The sequence below is a fragment of the Terrabacter sp. NPDC000476 genome, assembly GCF_040300125.1.
In the GTDB taxonomy this organism is placed as follows: Bacteria; Actinomycetota; Actinomycetes; order Actinomycetales; family Dermatophilaceae; genus Terrabacter.
Genome location: NZ_JBEPDF010000002.1, coordinates 154,024 through 171,899, shown reverse-complemented (window position 1 = coordinate 171,899; position 17,876 = coordinate 154,024). Strand labels below are relative to the sequence as shown.

16 protein-coding genes are annotated in these 17,876 nt (G+C 72.9%); 9 read left to right on the top strand and 7 right to left on the bottom strand.

The features are described from left to right. Window positions 1-67 precede the first annotated feature (67 nt). Window positions 68-979, top strand: coding sequence for a LysR family transcriptional regulator (locus ABT295_RS13230; protein WP_352394872.1), 912 nt, complete (start codon window positions 68-70; stop codon window positions 977-979). Here the strand turns inward: ABT295_RS13230 and ABT295_RS13225 are convergent. Continuing rightward, complete coding sequence (locus tag ABT295_RS13225; protein WP_352394871.1) at window positions 961-1,782, bottom strand: oxidoreductase; 822 nt, start codon at window positions 1,780-1,782, stop codon at window positions 961-963. The two genes, ABT295_RS13230 and ABT295_RS13225, sit on opposite strands and share 19 nt — an antisense overlap. 201 nt (window positions 1,783-1,983) lie before the next feature. Then, window positions 1,984-4,149, bottom strand: coding sequence for an MDR family MFS transporter (locus ABT295_RS13220; RefSeq protein ID WP_502991148.1), 2,166 nt, complete (start codon window positions 4,147-4,149; stop codon window positions 1,984-1,986). 65 nt (window positions 4,150-4,214) lie between these two features. Here ABT295_RS13220 and ABT295_RS13215 point away from each other — a divergent pair, with 65 nt between their 5' ends. Further along, window positions 4,215-4,823: a TetR family transcriptional regulator gene (locus tag ABT295_RS13215; protein WP_352394869.1), complete on the top strand. Its 609-nt coding sequence runs from the start codon at window positions 4,215-4,217 to the stop codon at window positions 4,821-4,823. A gap of 79 nt (window positions 4,824-4,902) precedes the next feature. Here ABT295_RS13215 and ABT295_RS13210 read toward each other — a convergent pair whose 3' ends face one another. After that, window positions 4,903-5,265, bottom strand: a complete 363-nt coding sequence (locus ABT295_RS13210) for a TraR/DksA family transcriptional regulator (RefSeq protein ID WP_352394868.1) — start codon at window positions 5,263-5,265, stop codon at window positions 4,903-4,905. 75 nt (window positions 5,266-5,340) lie between these two features. On the opposite strand from ABT295_RS13210, the gene ABT295_RS13205 reads away from it, so the two are divergent. The 6 genes from ABT295_RS13205 to ABT295_RS13180 all read left to right on the top strand — a co-directional run bounded on the left by ABT295_RS13205 (window position 5,341) and on the right by ABT295_RS13180 (window position 12,590). Further along, the gene (locus tag ABT295_RS13205) at window positions 5,341-6,807 is read left to right on the top strand and encodes a hypothetical protein (protein WP_352394867.1); all 1,467 of its coding nucleotides are present in this window, start codon (window positions 5,341-5,343) and stop codon (window positions 6,805-6,807) included. Between the two features lie 59 nt (window positions 6,808-6,866). Beyond that, complete coding sequence (locus ABT295_RS13200) at window positions 6,867-8,129, top strand: Nramp family divalent metal transporter (RefSeq protein ID WP_352394866.1); 1,263 nt, start codon at window positions 6,867-6,869, stop codon at window positions 8,127-8,129. Window positions 8,130-8,229: 100 nt separating this feature from the next. Next, window positions 8,230-9,378 carry an acyl-CoA dehydrogenase family protein gene (locus tag ABT295_RS13195; protein WP_352394865.1) on the top strand — a complete coding sequence of 383 codons (1,149 nt, stop codon included), beginning with the start codon at window positions 8,230-8,232 and terminating at the stop codon, window positions 9,376-9,378. Then, window positions 9,378-10,490 (top strand): acyl-CoA dehydrogenase family protein, encoded by a 1,113-nt coding sequence (locus ABT295_RS13190; RefSeq protein WP_352394864.1) that lies wholly within the window; start codon window positions 9,378-9,380, stop codon window positions 10,488-10,490. Before ABT295_RS13195 ends, ABT295_RS13190 begins: the two co-directional genes overlap by 1 nt. After that, window positions 10,487-11,287, top strand: coding sequence for an enoyl-CoA hydratase-related protein (locus tag ABT295_RS13185; protein WP_352394863.1), 801 nt, complete (start codon window positions 10,487-10,489; stop codon window positions 11,285-11,287). Before ABT295_RS13190 ends, ABT295_RS13185 begins: the two co-directional genes overlap by 4 nt. A gap of 103 nt (window positions 11,288-11,390) precedes the next feature. Beyond that, a complete protein-coding gene (locus ABT295_RS13180; RefSeq protein ID WP_352394862.1) occupies window positions 11,391-12,590 on the top strand; it encodes an MFS transporter in 1,200 nt (399 codons plus the stop codon). 150 nt (window positions 12,591-12,740) lie between these two features. Here ABT295_RS13180 and ABT295_RS13175 read toward each other — a convergent pair whose 3' ends face one another. Both ABT295_RS13175 and ABT295_RS13170 read right to left on the bottom strand, forming a co-directional pair. Beyond that, window positions 12,741-14,486 carry an MDR family MFS transporter gene (locus ABT295_RS13175; RefSeq protein WP_352394861.1) on the bottom strand — a complete coding sequence of 582 codons (1,746 nt, stop codon included), beginning with the start codon at window positions 14,484-14,486 and terminating at the stop codon, window positions 12,741-12,743. A gap of 1 nt (window position 14,487) precedes the next feature. Beyond that, window positions 14,488-15,000: a MarR family winged helix-turn-helix transcriptional regulator gene (locus ABT295_RS13170; protein WP_352394860.1), complete on the bottom strand. Its 513-nt coding sequence runs from the start codon at window positions 14,998-15,000 to the stop codon at window positions 14,488-14,490. A 242-nt stretch (window positions 15,001-15,242) separates the two neighbouring features. On the opposite strand from ABT295_RS13170, the gene ABT295_RS13165 reads away from it, so the two are divergent. Then, window positions 15,243-15,995, top strand: coding sequence for a GAF and ANTAR domain-containing protein (locus ABT295_RS13165; RefSeq protein ID WP_352394859.1), 753 nt, complete (start codon window positions 15,243-15,245; stop codon window positions 15,993-15,995). A 59-nt stretch (window positions 15,996-16,054) separates the two neighbouring features. Here ABT295_RS13165 and ABT295_RS13160 read toward each other — a convergent pair whose 3' ends face one another. Together ABT295_RS13160 and ABT295_RS13155 are read right to left on the bottom strand one after the other, a co-directional pair. Further along, window positions 16,055-16,843: a sigma-70 family RNA polymerase sigma factor gene (locus tag ABT295_RS13160; RefSeq protein ID WP_352394858.1), complete on the bottom strand. Its 789-nt coding sequence runs from the start codon at window positions 16,841-16,843 to the stop codon at window positions 16,055-16,057. 154 nt (window positions 16,844-16,997) lie between these two features. Beyond that, complete coding sequence (locus tag ABT295_RS13155; protein WP_352394857.1) at window positions 16,998-17,861, bottom strand: maleylpyruvate isomerase family mycothiol-dependent enzyme; 864 nt, start codon at window positions 17,859-17,861, stop codon at window positions 16,998-17,000. Window positions 17,862-17,876: the final 15 nt, after the last annotated feature.

The following is a 17,876-nucleotide window of genomic DNA, read 5'->3' as shown; positions in this document are numbered from 1 at the left end:
AGCCGTCGCCTCCGCATTCATCCATATCGATCGGATATGCCGGTGCGACGAGTCATATGCTCGGCGCATGTCCCGCACGTGGCCCGACCTCGCGGTCCTGGCCGTCCTCGTCGGCGTCGACGACCTCGGCAGCCTGGGTGCGGCTGCCCGCCGCGAGGGCATGGCGCAGCCCAACGCGAGCCGTGCGGTGCGTCGGCTCGAGGCCGAGCTCGGCGTGCCGCTGCTGCGTCGGGGGCCGCGTGGTTCGCTGCTCACCCCGCAGGGCACCGTCGTCGTGCACTGGGCGCGCGAGGTCCTCGCCGGCGCGGGCCACCTGCTCGACGCGGCCGAGGCGTTGCGCGAGGAGCACCGCTCGGAGCTGTCGGTCGGTGCGAGCATGACCATCGCCGAGCACCTCGTCCCGGGCTGGCTGGGTGAGCTGCGCCGGCGGCACGACGAGCTGCGCATCCAGCTCCAGGTGCACAACTCGAGCGAGGTCGTCGAGCTCGTCCTCGCCGGCCGGTGCCACGTCGGCTTCGTCGAGTCCCCGGGCGTCCCGCGCGGGCTGCACAGCGCGACGGTGGCCCACGACCGCCTCGTCGTCGTCGTGACCCCCGACCACCCGTGGGCGCGTCGGCGGCGGCCGCTCCGGGCCGAGGAGCTGGCCGCCACGGCCCTGGTCGTGCGAGAGCAGGGCTCCGGCACCCGCACCACCCTCGACGACGCCCTGCGCGACCTCGCGCGCCCCGAGCCGCTCCTCGAGCTGTCGAGCGGCGCCGCCGTGCGGGCGGCGGTGCTCGCCGGCGTGGGCCCCGCGGTCGTCAGCATCCTGGCCGTGCGCGAGCAGGTCGAGGCGGGAACGCTGCGCGTCGTCGACGTCGAGGGCCTCGTGCTGGCCCGGCGCCTGCGGGCGGTGTGGCGTGAGCCGCGTCGGCCGACCGGGCCCGCCGGCGACCTCGTCGCGACGGCGCGCCGGCTCGGTCAGCTCGTGAACGCCTGACGCACGACGAGGTCCATCGCCCGGTCGGGCAGCAGTCGACGGGCGACCACGGCGGCCCGGGCGCCACGTCCGGCGGGGTAGCGCGCGGCCGGGTTCGTCGCCTCGAGGGCCGTCAGCACCTTCTCGGCCACCGCCTCCGGCCCCGAGGTCATCCGCGAGCTGTCGACGCGTTCGAGGAGCACGGCCATCCGCCGGGCCGCGTCCTCGTAGACGGTGCCCACCGACCGCTCGACGAGGCTTTCTCGCGCGATGGCGTTCCACTCCGAGACGATCGGCCCGGGCTCGACGATGACGACGTCGATGCCGAAGGGGGCGAGCTCGATGCGCAGGCTGTCGCTCAAGCCCTCGACGGCGAACTTCGTGGCGTGGTACCACGCACCGAGCGGCTCGTAGATCTTGCCGCCGATGCTGGAGATGTTGACGATCCGTCCGCGCCGCCGCGTGCGCAGGTGCGGCGTGACGAGCTGGGTCAGCCGCGCCAGGCCGAAGACGTTGACCTCGAACTGCCGGCGCGCCTCGTCGATCGGCACGTGCTCGACCGGTCCGTAGGAGCCGTAGCCCGCGTTGTTGACGAGGGCGTCGATCTGGCCCTGCTCCTCGATGATCCGGTCGATGCCGGCGACCATCGAGGCGTCGTCGGTGACGTCCATCGCGAAGGTCGTGACCCCGCGCGCGGCGAGGCCCGCCATCCGCTCGACCCGGCGGGCGACGGCATACACGGTCCACCCCGACTCGACGAGGTGGACGGCGATGGACTCTCCGATGCCGGACGACGCGCCGGTGACGAGGGCGACCTTGGTCATGCCGACACGGTATGCCGTCACGCCCGGCCCCCTGCGCGCCGCCCCCACGCCCGGCCCCCCACCCACGGCCCGCCAACCGTCGAGAGGCCACCCCTTGCGGGTGCGCCGACGTCGAAGGGCCAGAGCTCGTGACGAGTCCTGGCCCTTCGACCGACCGAGACCCACGCGAAGTGGCCTCTCGACGGTTGGGACGACGGCGGGTCAGCGGATGGCGGCCTCCGCCTGCTCGACGACCCGCGCGTTCTGCCGGTCGACGAGGTAGGCGGCCGTGAGGTCGTCGCCGACGGCCGCGAGGAGGCGGATGTCGACGGCCTCGTGCCGCTCGGCCACCGTGGGCTCGCGGGTCGACATGACGGTGTCCGCGTCGCGCTCGGCGACGGCCGTCGTCAGCTCGCGCTTCAGCTCCTCGTCGAGGATGCCGCCGGGCACCTTGGCGCGCGCCGCCACCTCGACGGCGAACCGCTCGGTCTCCGCGGCGAGCGTGGCGTCCTCGGTCGTCAGCATCCGCGAGGTGCGGTGCAGCAGCGCTGCCCCGGCGTCGAGGTCACCCTCGCCGAGCCGGGTCACGGCCCGGGTCAGCAACGGACGGTCACCGCGGAGCGCGGAGTCGGCGAGCAGCCCGAGCCGCAGGCCGAGCAGCCGCTCGTGGGTGCGGGTGTTGCCGGCCTCGCGGCCGAGCGGCACCTTGAGCTCGTCGTCGACGGCCGACTGCGACATCGTGTCGAGCAGCTCGATGCCTGCCTCGTCGGGGGTGTGGACGGTGTCGCGCAGCGGCACCTCCTTGATGAAGAGCGCGGCGAGCAGGGCGAACGCGAAGGGCACGAGGCCCCAGACGAACACGGTGTGGAGCGAGTCGGCGAGACCCTGCTGGACACCCGTCGCGACCTGCGGGGGCAGCGTGGCCAGCGCCGACGGGTCGAGCACCGAGCCGGCGCTGATCTCCTGGCCCGAGGCCTGCATCTGCTTGACCACCGAGGCCGGCAGGTGCGAGGCGATGTTGCCGGCGAGGCCGCTCGTCATGATCGTGCCGAAGACGGCCGTGCCTACGGTCGAGCCGACGTTGCGGAAGAACTGGGTCGAGGCCGTGGCGACGCCCAGGTCCTTGCGCTGCGAGGAGTTCTGGATGATGAGCGTGAAGACCTGCAGGGCCATGCCGAGCCCCACGCCGAAGACGATCATCGACAGGGTCAGGTCGACCTGGCTCGAGCCGTAGTGCAGCTGGGTCAGCAGCCAGAAGCCGACACCCATGATGAGGATGCCCGCGATGGTCTGCAGCTTGTAGCGGCCGGTCTTGGTGATGACGAGGCCGGAGATGATCGACAGGCCGATCATGGCGACCGACATCGGCATGAGGATCAGGCCCGAGTTGGTGGCGGACGCGCCGAGCACGCCCTGCGCGTAGACCGGCAGGTAGATCATCGCGCCGAACATCATGACCGAGACCATGAAGGCCGCGATGTTCGAGAGCGTGAAGAGCGGGCTGCGGAAGAGCCGGAGCGGCAGCACCGGCTCGACGGCCTTGCGCTCGATGGAGATGAAGACGCCGAGCATGACGACGCCGGCGACGTACATGCCGATGATGGCGGGGGAGCCCCAGTCGAGCGTCGTGCCACCGAGCGAGGTGGGGACGAGCAGCAGGATGAGCGTCATCGACAGCGCGGCGATGCCGGCCTTGTCGACGACGGTCTCGCGCGGCGTGTGCTCGAGGTGGAGGAAGCGGCTGATGCCGAAGAAGGCGAAGACGCCGACGGGCAGCGTGATGAAGAAGAGGTAGCGCCAGCCCCAGTTGTCGGTGACGAAGCCGCCGACGAGCGGTCCGAGGATCGAGGCAAGGCCGAAGACGCCGCCCATGAGGCCCTGGTACTTGCCACGCTGGCGCGGCGGGATGATGTCGCCGATGATCGTCTGCGACAACGGCATCAGCGTGCCCATGCCGGCGCCCTGGATGGCGCGGGCGGCGATGAGCCACCAGAAGTTCTGCGCGAAGCCGGAGAGGATCGAGCCGGCCATGAAGACCACGAGCCCGCCGAGGTAGAAGCCGCGGCGGCCGTAGAGGTCGCTCATCTTGCCGACGATCGGCACGGTGATCGCGCTGACGAGCATCGCGGCGGTCGCGAGCCACGAGTAGTGGTCGATGCCGCCGAGCTCGGCGACGATGCGCGGCATGGCGGGTCCGACGATCGTCTGGCTGATCGACGCGACGAGCATGCCGAGCATGAGCGCGATGAAGATGTTGCGCGTCGAGCGGTCGAGGCCGGCGGGCTTCGCCGCGTGCTTGGCCTCGTGGCGCGCACCGCGGGTCTGCGGCTTGGGGTCGGTGGCGGAGTTCGTAGCTACCCCCTGGGTCGTCTGTGGCATGCGAGCCACGGTACGCCGATTGTGCAGTGACTGCAAAATTGCAGTCCATGCAGTGAGCGTGTCACCATGGGTGCATGAGCACGGACCTGCTGACCGACGAGTCCTGCGGCCTGCGTGAGCGCAAGAAGCGCGAGACGCGCCGCGCGCTCAACCTCGCGGCCCTCGACCTCGTGGAGGAGCGCGGCTTCGCCGCCGTCACCACCGAGGAGATCGCCACGCGCGCCGGTGTCAGCGCCCGCACGTTCTTCAACTACTTCCCGTCCAAGGAGGCGGCCGTCATCGGCACGACGGCCGAGGAGCTCGAGTCGTACGCCGCCGCGCTCGAGGAGGAGGTGGAGGGCGAGTCACCGCTCGACTCCCTCCGCCGCATCCTCGCGGGCATGCTCGCGCCGGCCTCGATCGACCGCGAGCTGCGGGCCAAGCGCCGCCGCATCCTGCTCGGCGAGCCCTCGCTCGCCCCCGCCCTCGTGGGCAACAACATCCGCATCGAGAACGCGCTCACCGCCGCGCTCGAGCGCCGCACCGGTGTGCGCGCCGGCGCCTCGCTCGAGCCGCGCCTCACCGTCGCCGTGGCCATCGCCGCGGTGCGCGCGTGCATCGAGCACCAGCAGAACGGTGGCTCCGGCCGCCTCGAGCGCAACATCGACCAGGCGTTCGACCGCATCGCGGCCGGCCTGCGCTGAGCCGTGTTCTGAGCCGTGTCCTGAGCCGCGGTCCCGGTCGCCGCCGCAGCCGAGAGGCACGGCGCGGCGACCGACGGGGTCAGCGGCGCGACGCCGCCCCGGCGTGCGCGACGCAGGTGCGCGCGGTCGGCCGGGCCTCGAGCCGCTCGGCGGGGATCTCGTCGCCGCACACCTCGCAGCGCCCGTAGGTGCCGTCCGCGAGGCGGGCGAGCGCCGCGTCGATCTCCCCGAGGTGCGCCTCCGCCTGGCGGATGAGCGCGTCGATCTGAGTGCGCTCGTAGGCGATGGTCGAGCCCTCGGGGTCGTGCTCGTCGTCGGCGACGTTGGCCTCCGAGGCCTCGACGACCTCGTCGAACTCCCGGCGCAACCCGGCGATGCGCTCGACCTCGTCGGCGCGGTCCCGGGCCAGGTCTGCCGCGTGGGCGGCCGTCTGCGTGCTCATGTCTCCATCGTCCTCCGGTTGCCACGGGTCGGCGGCGCCGAGTGGCGCACCCCACCCCTCGGGCAGGATGGGCGCATGAGCGACCCCAGCGGAGTGGTCTTCCCCCTCGACCCGGCCTCCGGGCGCCGGAGCACGACCGGGACCGGGCGGGCCGTCGTGGCCGACGCCCTCCGCGCGGTCGACCCCGTCGGTGCCGCCTCGGCCCAGCGCGAGACGAACTGGCGCCAGGGCTACCTGCCGCACTTCCGCCGTCTCGTCGAGGCCGGGCTCACCTCGCCCGAGTCGGCGCGCACCATCGCCCACGGCGGGCTCGACGCCCTGACCTCACGGATGCGGTGGGTGGCCCCGGGCGGTGAGGAGCGCCCGCTCGACGACGCGTTCGGACCCGCCGGCGGGGAGACATCGCTCGGCTCCGAGACGGTGCGCGGGCGTGGACGCCCCGACCGCACGCTGACGATCCCGTATGCCGGCCGCCGCCTCGCCGGCGACGAGCTGCGTCGGCAGCTCGACCGGTGGGTCGAGGCGGGTGTGGTCGAGCCGTCGTGCGCGGCCGCGGTCGGGCTCGTCGTCGACAACCCCGACTGGCTCGACCTCTCCGACCGCACCGTCGTCGTGCTCGGCGCCGCCGCGGAGATGGGCCCGCTGCGGTCGCTGCTGCGCTGGGGAGCCGACGTGGCGGCCGTCGACCTGCCACGGAAGGAGCTGTGGGACAGGCTCTTCACCGACACCGCCCACCTCGCGGGGTCGGTCACCGTGCCGGTCCGGCCGGGCGACGGGCCGCTCGTCGAGCGGGCCGGGGGTGACCTCGTGCACGACGTGGGGGCCGTGGCGCGCTGGGTCGCCGCGCTCGAGGGCCCGCTCGTGCTCGGCAACTACGTCTACGCCGACGGCGAGACGAACGTCCGCGTCTCGACCGCCGTCGACGCGCTGACCCGCCACGTCGTCGGGGCCAAGGGCCGCGACGACGTCGCCCTCGCCTTCCTCGCCACCCCCACCGACGTCTTCGCCGTGCCGGGCAGCGCCGTCGCGCGCTCCGTCGACAGCTACGCGCACCGGCGCATCTCGAAGGTGCTGCGGGTGCCGTTACGCACGGTGAGCGGTGGGCGGCTGCTGCGCCGCAACTACGTGCCCGGCGAGGACCCCGGCATCAACGACAGCGTGGTGCTCCAGCAGGGCCCCAACTACCTGCTCGCCAAGCGGCTGCAGCGGTGGCGCGCGACGGCATACCGGCACGACGGCGGGCTCGTCTCGTTCAAGGTCGCCCCACCGACGCGCACGCGCTCGGTCGTCAAGAACCGCGCGCTCGCCGCGGCCTACGCGGGCGCGCACCGCTTCGGCATCGAGGTCTTCGAGCCGGGCACGGCGAACACGCTCATGGCGGCCCTGCTCGTGCACGACCTGCGCACCGGCGCGCCGGCCCGGCCGGCGCCGTGGGAGGACGAGGCGCACGCCGCCGCGCACGGCGGGCTGTGGACGACGGCCTACGACCCGCGCAGCGCCCTGGGTCTCGCGGCACTGCTCGGGCTCGCCTCGGCCCGCTGACGGCCGCGCTCCGGCGCCCGGGGTTGGCGCCCGGGTCCACGAGGCTCGATGCTGTCCCCATGGACGAGCAGGTGGCGCAGCGGCCGCGCCGCACGGACGGCCGGCCGGCAGACCACCGCCTCGGCGGCACGCTGCGCGCCCCCCGCACGCTCGTGCCGGCGCTGCTCGCCGCGATCGCCTACGTCGACCCGGGCAACTTCGGCGTCAACATCAGCTCCGGCGCCCAGCACGGCTACGCCCTAGTCTGGGTCGTCGTCTTCGCGAGCGCCTCGGCCATGGTCATCCAGTACCTCGCGGCCAAGCTCGGCATGGTCACCGGCAAGAGCCTGGCCGAGCACAGCGCCGAGCGGTTCCCCGGCGTCGGCCGGCTGCTGCTCTGGGGCCAGGCCGAGCTCGTCGTCGTCATGACCGACCTCGCCGAGATCGTCGGCGGCGCCATCGCGCTCCGCCTGCTCTTCGGCATGCCGCTGACGGCGGGGGCGGTGTGCGTGACCCTCTTCAGCCTCGTCGTGCTCGCGCTCAAGGTGCGGGGGCGCAGCCACTTCGACTCCGTCGTGCTCGTGCTGCTCGTCGTCATCATCGCGTCGCTGCTCTGGCAGGTCCTCGTCGCCGAGGTCGACAGCGCGGCCCTGCTCGCCTCCGTCGTGCCCGGGCCGCTCGACGGGTCGGCCGCGCTGCTCGCGGTCGGCATCGTCGGGGCGACCGTGATGCCGCACGCCCTGCACTTCCACTCCGCCGCGTCGCGGGGCCACGACGACGGCTCGGCGCCCGCCAGCCAGGCCGACCGGCTGCGGAGCGGCCGCCGCACCGTGCGCAGCGTGGTGCTCGCGATGACCGTGGCCGGCTTCGCCAACGTCAGCCTCGTCGTGTTCTCCGCCGCGCTGCCCGCCGAGGCGGGCGCGAGCATCGAGAGCGCCCACGCCGCCCTCGGCGCGCACACGGGCCAGCTCGCCGCCACGATGCTCGCCGTGGCGCTGCTCGCCTCGGGCCTCGCGTCGACGCTCGTCGGGGTGCAGACCGGCGACGTCGTCATGCAGGGCTTCGGCCGGCGTCCCATCCCGCCCCTGCTGCGCCGGCTGCTCGCCGTCGTGCCCGCGCTCGTCATCCTCGGTCTCGGGGTCGACCCGACGTCCGCGCTCGTCTGGAGCCAGGTCGTGCTCTCGTTCGCCCTGCCCGGCACGCTCGTGCCGCTGCTGCTCTTCACCCGCGACCGCACCGTCATGGGGGTGCTCGTCAACCACCGGCTCACCACGGCCGCGGCCGCCGTCATCACCACCGTCATCGTCGGACTGTGCGGCTACCTCGTCGCCACGAGTCTCTGAGCCGCGGCCTGCGCGCACCCCGACCGGTGTGGCGGAGCGGGCTCCGGCGCCGTGTGGGAGAGTGGCGCACGAACTGCTGCGACGTCGCGAGGGAGTGGGAGTGGACCACCGTCTGGTGCCCCCGGTGGCGACCGAGGGTCCGGCCCTGGCCGAGCTGCGGCTCGAGGTGCGGGCCTTCCTCGCCGAGCAGGTGGCGGCCGGCGTCTTCGTGCCGCACGTCGACACCTGGCTGACGCGGTGGGACCGCGACTTCACCCGCGAGCTCGGCCGTCGGGGATGGCTCGGCATGGTCATCCCGACGGAGTACGGCGGCCAGGGCCGCAGCTACGTCGAGCGGTTCGTCGTGACGGAGGAGCTGCTCGTCGTCGGTGCGCCCGTCGCCGCGCACTGGGTGGCCGAGCGACAGATCGGGCCGTCGCTGCTGCGCTACGGCACCGAGGAGCAGAAGCAGGCCTTCCTGCCCGGCATCAGCCGCGGCGAGGTCGTCTTCGGCATCGGCATGAGCGAGCCCGACTCGGGCTCCGACCTCGCGAGCGTGCGCACGCGCGCCGAGCGGGTCGAGGGCGGGTGGCGGCTCACCGGCACCAAGGTGTGGACGTCCGGGGCCCACGAGGCCGATGCGTTCTTCGCGCTGGCGCGCTCGGCGCCGCTCGACCCCGCGCACCGCCACGACGGCCTCAGCCAGTTCATCGTCGACCTGCGCGCGCCCGGGGTGACGATCCGGCCGATCATCTCGATGGGCGGTGACCACCACTTCAACGAGGTGCACCTCGACGGGGTCCTCATCCCCGACGACCGGGTGCTCGGTGAGGTCGGCGACGGCTGGTCGCAGGTCACCTCCGAGCTCGGCTTCGAGCGCAGCGGTCCCGAGCGGGTGCTCTCGACCTTCCAGCTGCTCGCAGCGGCCGCGCAGGCCATGGGAGACGCCCGGCTGCCCACCGACCCGGGGCTGGGCCGGCACGTCGCGCGCGTCGCGGCGCTGCACCAGATGTCCTTCGCCGTCTCGACGGCGCTCGAGGCGCACGAGAACGCCGACACCGCGGCCGCGGTCGTCAAGCTGCTCGGCACGAGCGAGGAGGGCGACATCGCCGACTACGTCGACACCCTGACGGCGAGCGGCTGGGCGCTCGACGACGACCTGTCGCAGCTGCTCCACGCGGCGATCCTCCAGCGGCCCGGGTTCACCCTGCGGGGCGGCACCAACGAGGTGCTGCGTGGCGTGGTCGCCCGAGGCCTAGGGATGCGCTGATGGCCGACCCGACCCGACGCCCCGACCACGCCGACGACACCGGCCACCTCGCCGCGCCGACCACCGCGGACCCCGACCTCGTCGAGCTGCTCACCGGGCTCTTCGCCGACCACCGCGCCTCGCGGCCGACGCCGACCGCGGTCGTCGACCTCGACCGGGCCCTCTGGGACCGGCTCGAGGAGCTCGGCCTCACCCGGCTCACCGGATCGGAGGCTTCGGGCGGCAGCGGGGCCGGCTGGGTCGAGGCGGCCGCCCTGCTGGGGCTCGCCGCGGGTGCGGCGGCGCCCGTCCCGCTCGCGGAGCACGACCTGCTCGGCGGGTGGCTGCTCGAGGCCGCCGGCCTGCCCAACGACGGCGGCCTGCGCGCCGTGTGCCGCCCCGACCCCTCCGGCGTGGCCCTCAACGTCACGTGGGCGCGCGACGCGAGCAGCATCGTCGCGCTGTGGGAGGACCGGGACGAGTGGCGCGTCGCCGACGTGCCGCTGGGCCGGGTCGGGCTCGAGGAGCGCCGCAACCTGGCCGGCGAGCCGAGCGACACGGTCGAGTTCGACCTCGCCGACCTCGAGGCGGGCGTCGTCGTCGACCACGCGATCGGTGAGCAGTTCCACCTCCGCGGGGCCCTGGCCCGGTGCGCGCAGGTCGTCGGCGCGATGGAGCGGATCGTCGAGATCACGCTGACGCACGCGAACGACCGCGTGCAGTTCGGGCGCCCGATCGCGCGCTTCCAGGCGGTGCAGCACCTCGTCGCCGACATCGCCGCCGAGACGGCGCTCGCGCGCGCAGCCACCGACGCGGCCGTCGCCCGGGCCGCCGCGTCCGACTGGCAGGACGGCGGCATGCTCTTCGCGGTCGCGGTGGCCAAGTCGTGCGTCGGCCACTCGGCCTCCGTGGTCGTCCGCGGCGCCCACCAGGTGCTCGGCGCCATCGGCACGACGCTCGAGCACGAGCTGCACACCCTGACCAAGCCGATCCTCGCCCGCCGCACCGAGTTCGGGTCGCTCCACGAGTGGGACGAGACGCTGACCGCGCTCGCGACGTCCGCGGGGCACGACCGGCTCTGGAACCTCATGACCACCGGGCGGGCCACCGCGCGAAGGAGAACCGCCGAATGAGCGACCCGACCCCCACCACCCCCGACGCAGAGACCCGGGACGCAACCCGGCAGGAGACCCGGGACGAGGTCCGCTACGAGGTCCGCGACGGCGTCGCCCTGCTGACGCTCGACGCCCCCGAGCGGCGCAACGCGCTCTCCGTGCCGATGTCGCGCCAGCTCATCGACGCCGCCCGCACGGCGGAGGCCGACCCGGCCGTCGGGGCGGTCGTCGTGACCGGAGGCGCGCACTTCTGCGCGGGCGCCGTGCGCTCGGTGCTCGCCGACACCGGCCAGGACCCGGTCGAGGACGACGCCTACCGCAACCTCGAGACGGTCTACGCCGCGTTCACGACCGTCGGCTCCATCGGCGTGCCGACCATCGCCGCCGTGCGCGGGGCGGCGGTCGGGGCGGGACTCAACCTCGCCCTCGCCACCGACCTGCGGATCGTCTCCCGCTCGGCGCGGCTGCTGCCCGGCTTCGCCCAGATCGGCATCCACCCGGGCGGCGGCCACTTCACCCTCCTCGACCGCGTGGCCGGCCGCGAGGCGGCTGCCGCGCTCGGCCTCTTCGGCGACGAGGTCGACGGCGAGCGCGCCGTGGCCCTGGGACTGGCCTGGGCGGCATACGACGACGGCGAGGTGCAGGAGCGCGCCCTCGCGCTCGCCGCGCGCGTGGCGGCCGACCCGCCGCTCGCCCGGCGCACGGTCGCGAGCTTCCGCCGCGAGACGGCCCCGGGAGGGGTGCCGTGGGACGTCGCGGTGGAGCTCGAGCGCTCCCCGCAGATGTGGTCGCTGCGCCGCAAGCACGGCGCCTGAGCGCAGCACGCACCGGCCGGGTGCGCGACCCGCCGCCTCGGCGTCACGCGGCCCATGGTGCAAGGATGGGGAGGTTGACCGGCCCCACCGAGAAGGAGATCCCGTGCTGGCGTCCTACCGACCTCTGTTCGAGGTGCCGGGGGCCCGCGTCTTCATCAGCGGCGGGATGATCGCCCGCTCGGCGGGCTCGATGTTCGCCGTCTCGGTCGTGGCGATGGTCTCGGCGCGCACCGGCTCCTACGAGACCGCGGGCGCCGTCGTCGCCGTCGGCATGGTCTCGCTGGCCCTCTTCGCGCCCTTTCTCGGGCGCCTCGTCGACCGCTACGGGCAGCGCCGGATCGCCATCCCCTTCTTCCTGTGGTCGGGCTTCTGGGCCGTCATGACGGTGCTCACCTCGCTCCGCGGCTGGCCGACGTGGCTGCTCTTCATCACCTTCCCGCTGTGCGGCGCCATCCCGAACCTCGGCACCATGGCGCGCGCGCGGTGGTCGCACATCTTCGCCGACGACCCGCGCAACCTGCACTCGGCCATGTCGTTCGAGCAGGTCATGGAGGAGGTCACCTTCGTCATCGGTCCGGTGCTCGCGATCTGGCTCTCGACGACGCTCTTCCCCGAGGCGGGCTTCGCGTTCGCGACGCTGGCGTATGCCGTGGGCGTCCTCGTGTTCATCTCGGCCCGTTCGACCGAGCCGCCGGTCGTGCCCCACCACGAGCGGCCCACCGAGCACGCGCACACCGTGCCGGGCCTCGTGCCGCTCGCCTTCATCATGGTCATGACGGGTGCGATCTTCGGGGTCAACGAGGTCGTGACGCTGGCCGTCTCGCAGGAGGCCGGCGCGGCGAGCGCCGCGGGGGCGATCCTCGCCCTCTACGCGGTGGGATCCGCCGGCGCCGGCCTCGTCTTCGGCCACGTCTCGCACGGGCGCAACCTCGTCAAGCTGCTCATGGTCGGCACGCTCGGCATGGCGGTGCTCGAGCTGCCGGTGCTCTTCGCGAGCAACCTCTGGGCGCTGGCCGGGCTCATGCTCGTGGCCGGCATGGCGACGGCCCCGACGCTCATCACGACGATGAACCTCATCGAGCGGATCGTGCCCAAGGCCCAGCTCAACGAGGGCATGACGATCGTGCTGACCGGGCTCATCGTCGGCATCGCGGCCGGCTCGGCGGTCTCGGGCGCGGTCGTCGACCGCGTGGGGGCCCAGCACGGCTACTGGGTGGCGATCATCGCCGGGTCGTTCGCCTTCGTCATGGCGCTCGGCACCCGCGCCTTCCTCACCCGCCGCGAGCTGCACAACCTCCGCTGAGCACCCGCGCCACCCGGCATACGCCCTCAGAGCACCGTCGAAAGGCCACTTCTCGCGGGTGCCCCCACGTCGAAAGGCCACTTCTCGTCACGAGAAGTGGCCTTTCGACGACGCGGGAGCCACAAGAAGTGGCCTTTCGACGGTCAGGGGTCAGTGGCCGGCGGGGACCGCCGCCACGTCGTCGCCCTTGGCGGCCTCCTGGCCCGGCTTGGGGCCGAGGTCGACGTGCGGGAGGAAAAGCGAGGCGACGAAGGCGAGCACGAGCACGCCCGCGGCCACCATGAAGACGACCGACATCGCGTCGGAGAACCCGACGAGGAACGGCCGGGCGAGCTGCGGGTCGAGCTGGTTGATGAACGAGCTGTCCGAGAGCGCCGAGGAGCCCGCGCCCGCACCCGAGCCGCCCGCCTGCTGGGAGGCCTGCAGCTGGCTGATGAACGCCTTGTTGGCCGCGGGGTCGCCGCCGGTGGGGTTGCGCAGCGCCGCCTGGAAGGCGGGCGTCGGTGCGATGCTGGCGAACGCGTCGGAGATCTTCGAGCCGGCCTGCGAGAAGAGGATCGACAGGAAGACCGCGGTGCCGAGCGTGCCGCCGATCTGGCGGGTGAAGGTCGCCGAGCTCGTCGCCACGCCCATGTCGCGGCGGTCGACGGCGTTCTGCACGGCGAGGGTCAGCGGCTGGAAGTTGAAGCCGAGGCCGATGCCGAAGAAGAACATCCCGATCATCGTCTTCCACAGCGGGGTGTCGGCACCGACGAAGTGGAAGCCGTAGAGCGCGAGCACGAGGATGGCCGCGCCGATGATCGGGAACTTGCGGTAGCGACCCGTGCGGCTGATCAGCTGGCCGGAGAAGATCGAGCCGCTCATGATGCCGAGCGTCATCGGCAGCAGCTGGAGGCCCGCCTCCATGGGCGAGGAGCCCTTGACGATCTGCAGGTAGAGCGGGATCGCGGCGAGGCCGCCGAACATGCCCATGCCGATGAAGACCGAGCTGACCGACGCGGCCGCGATGGTGCGGTTCTGGAAGAGGCGCAGCGGGATGAGCGCCTCCTCACCCATCGAGCGCTCGATGACGAAGAACGCGACGAGGCCGATGAGGCCGATGGCGTAGCAGGTGATCGACGTGGCCGAGCCCCAGCCCCACTCGCGGCCCTGCTCGGCGACGATGAGGAGCGGCACGAGCGCGACCGACAGGCTGAGCGCGCCCCAATAGTCGACGCGGTGGTCGAGGCGGGTGTGGCGCAGGTGCAGCGTGCGCGTCACGACGACGAGCGCCGCGACGGCGATCGGCACGTTGACGAGGAAGACCCAGCGCCAGCCGGTGATGCCGAGGATCGAGTCCTGGTCGGAGAGGATGCCGCCGACGACGGGGCCGATGACGCTCGAGGTGCCGAAGACGGCGAGGAAGTAGCCCTGGTACTTCGCGCGCTCGCGGGGCGGCACGATGTCGCCGATGATCGCGAGGGCGAGCGAGAAGAGGCCGCCGGCGCCGATGCCCTGCACCGCGCGGAAGGCCGCGAGCGACGGGATCGACCAGGCGAGCGTGCAGAGCATCGAGCCGATCGTGAAGATCGAGATGGCGAAGATGAAGAGCTTCTTGCGCCCGTAGATGTCACCGAGCTTGCCGTAGAGCGGCGTCGCGATGGTGCTCGTGATGAGGTATGCCGTCGTCACCCAGGCCTGTCCGGCGAGGTCCTTGAGGTCGTCGGCGATGACCCGCATGGCGCTCGCGACGATGGTCTGGTCGAGCGCCGCGAGGAACATCCCCATCATCAGGCCGATGAGGATGGTGATGATCTCCTTGTGGGAGAGCAGCGGGCCGGCGTCCGCGCCGGGCGCGCCGCTCGCGCTGGCCGGGCGCGCGTCGGTGCGCGACGGCTCGGCGGTGGTGTCGGACATGTCAGTCCTCTTTCTGCTTCTGGTCTCGGGTGGAGTCGAAGGGCATGGGGGGCGTCGTCGCACCCCTGGCCCGGAGGTTGGCGTCGAGCGCATCACCGAGCTCGCGCAGTCTGGTCACGAACTCGGCCGTGGCGTCGGGCTCCCACTCGGCCAGCAGGCCCTGGAACCACCGTGACCGGTTCGTCTGGATCTGGTCGAGCACGGTGCGGCCGCGCTCGGTGAGCGACACGACGAGGGCTCGGCCGTCGCTCGGGTCGGCGCTCTTGTCGAGCATCCCGCTCGTGACGAGGGCGCTGACCTGGCGGCTCACCGTGGAGACGTCGTTGTGCAGGGTCGTGGCGAGCTCGGAGATCCGCACGGTGCCGGCGCCGGCCACGACGAAGAGCACGGGGTAGGCGGCGACGTCGACGCCCTCCTCGAGCCGCGGGGCCGCGTGCTTGGCCGCCACGAGCAGCTTCTGCACGCGCAGCAGGCCGAGGAAGAGGTCGTTCGCCTCGTCCGGGCTGACCGCCATGGCTGCCCCTCCCTCGCTCGGCGAACTCGTTGTTTGCAGCAAGCAAGTATTTGGCTGGAACGAGGGTCTTGTCAACCGGCGTGTCCAGCCTTGGGGCGAGACACGAGGGGTCCGGGTTGGCCTCGGCGCGCGATCGTGTGGTTCTCTGTGCTCGCGCCCCTCGGGGGAGGTGCGAGGATGACTGACGCGCTGGACCGGGCCCACGGGTGACCGGACCGGCGAGCCCGAGCAGCAGGAGTGCCATGTCGAGCAACGAACAGATCGACCCGACGGTCAACGATGCCTTCCGCCAGCTGTCCGCACTGATCTACGCCGGTGCCGACGCGGGCTCGATCCACCACGCGCTCGTGGAGGCCTCGCGTCGCCTCGTCGCCGGTTGCGACCGCGCCTCGCTCCTCGTCCGCACGCGCGACCGCTTCGTCACGGCCGCGAGCACCGACGAGGTCGCCCGGCGCATCGACGCGATCGAGATCGAGGTCGGCGAGGGTCCCTGCGTCGACGCCATCCGCGACGAGGCCTACCAGCACGACCCCGACCTCACCGACGCGCACACCCCCTGGCCGCGCTTCACGGAGCGGATCGTCCGGGAGACCCCGGTGCGCTCGGCCATCGGCTACCGGCTGCTCCTCGACGGCGACAAGGTCGGAGCCCTCAACCTCTTCTCCGACACCCCGGGCGGACTGACGAAGAAGTCGGCCGACGTCGGTGCCGTCATCGCCTCGTTCGCCTCGGTCGCCCTGATGGCGATGCGGTCGCGCGAGCAGGCGGCGACCCTGCGCCAGGGCCTGCAGAGCAACCGGGAGATCGGCAAGGCCGTCGGCCTGCTCATGGCCGCACACCACGTGGGCGGCGACGAGGCGTTCGAGATGCTGCGCTCGACGTCGCAGGAGCTCAACATGAAGCTGACCCAGGTCGCCTCGCAGATCATCGAGGGGCAGGAGTCGCAGTTCGGCGGGCGCGACGCGCGCGACCGCGACGAGGCGCTCGAGGCCTGAGCCGCGGGGCCGCCCGCCCCCACCCCGTGGAGGGGGGGCCGGCGGTCCGGGCGGGGAGGTCAGGCCGAGGCCATGCCCTCCGCCGAGAGCTGCGTGCGCAGCTCGTCGAGCACCCGGCGCAGCAGGCGGCTCACCTGCATCGCCGAGAGGCCCATCGACTCGGCGATCTCGGCCTGGGTCATGTCGCCGCCGAAGCGCAGCTCGACGAGCTCCTGGTCGCGGGCCGGCAGCCGGCGCAGCGCGGTGCGCACGACGATGCCTTCGTCGAGGGCCGGGTCGGACCCGCCCTCGGACCGGGACTCGAGCAGGTCGAGCACCGGCCGGCCGCCGTCGGCGGTGGTGGCGTCGAGCGAGGCCGGCCGCAGGTTGGTGGCGGCCACCTGGGCCTCGCGCACCGAGCCCGGGCTCATCTCGAGCTCGCGCGACAGCTCGTCGACGTCCGGGTCGTGGCCCAGCCGCTGCTCGAGGCGCGAGCGGGTGTCGGTGACGAGCTGCCGCCGCTCCTGCAGCTCGCGGGGCGGGCGCACGAGCCAGCCGTGGTCGCGGAAGTGGCGTCGGAGCTCACCCGTGATGGTCGGGGTGGCGTAGGCGCCGAACTCCGTGGGCTTGGCGAGGTCGAAGCGGTGGATCGCCTTGAGCAGGGCCAGGAAGGCCACCTGCTCGAGGTCCTGCCGGTCGAGGCCCTTGCCGGAGTAGCGGTGGGCGAGCGAACGGGCGAGGGGCATGTGCAGCACCGTGACGGTCTCGAGCGCCGCGGCGCGCACCGTCTCGCTGTCGTCGGTGCGCAGCTGCTGGATGAGTTCTCTGGTTCGCGCATCCTTGCGCGGACCCGTGGATGGGTCGGTCATGGTCTCTCCGATGGATCGGATCCCCGATGCGGCACTGGCTTGACCGACTTCTCTCGACGCTAGGCGCTTGCCTCCCGATGCACAAGGTGGCGTCGATCAACGTTCGACAGCCTCCGGGTGTATCGCGCGTGTCCCGCGGGCGCGCGCCCGTCGCTCAGTGCGTGACCACCACGAGCGCCTCGAGGACGCGACGGGCGGTCTCCTCGTCACCGGTCACGGAGTAGTGGATCTCGTCGACCGGGCGCCGCCCGGCGGCCCGCCGCGTCAGGGCGTCGGTCGTCAGGTGGATCGACGTGACGTCGAGCTGCTCCTCGCCCTCGGGACGGTCGTTGCCGCTGAAAAGCGCTTCGCCGTAAGGGCGCCCGTCCTCACCGGTGACGATCCGCACGCCGCCGCGCGCGAGCACCGGGCCGGTGGCGTCGATGACGACGGCGTGTCCGGGACCCACGCCGGCGACGCGCGCGATGATCCGCGGCAGCGCCCCGAGGATCTCCGCGGTGAACACCGAGGCCCCTGCGGAGTCGAGGTTGCCGGGGCGGTCGAGGGCGGCGCGGAGGTCCTGCTCGTGCACCCACGCGTCGACGATCCGGCGGCGCAGGTGCTCGCCGAACGTGGTGTCGGGTCCGAAGAAACCCCCCACCACGGTGTCGACGTCGGCGTCCGAGGCGCGCAGCTGGGCCATCCGCTGCGGGTGGAACTCCGCGAGCTCGGCGACGATCTGCCGGCCCGTGACGCCCCGCCGGGCCTCGACGTCGACCTCGACGAAACGGGCGTAGTCGTTCGTCAGGTGCGGGTAGTCCGGAACCGTGACCGGGGGGCGGGCGATGCCGGCGAAGGACTTCTCGGCCCCCACGACGTGGGCGATCTGGTCCTTGACGGTCCAGCCGGGGCACTCTGTCTGCACCTCGAAGTCCTCGTCGCGGCACGAGTAGCCGAGGTCGATGATCGACTGCACACAGAGGTCGAACGCGTCGATGAGTCCGTTGCGGTCGTCGGGGGCGGCCGGATGCATGGGCATGACGCCACACTACTT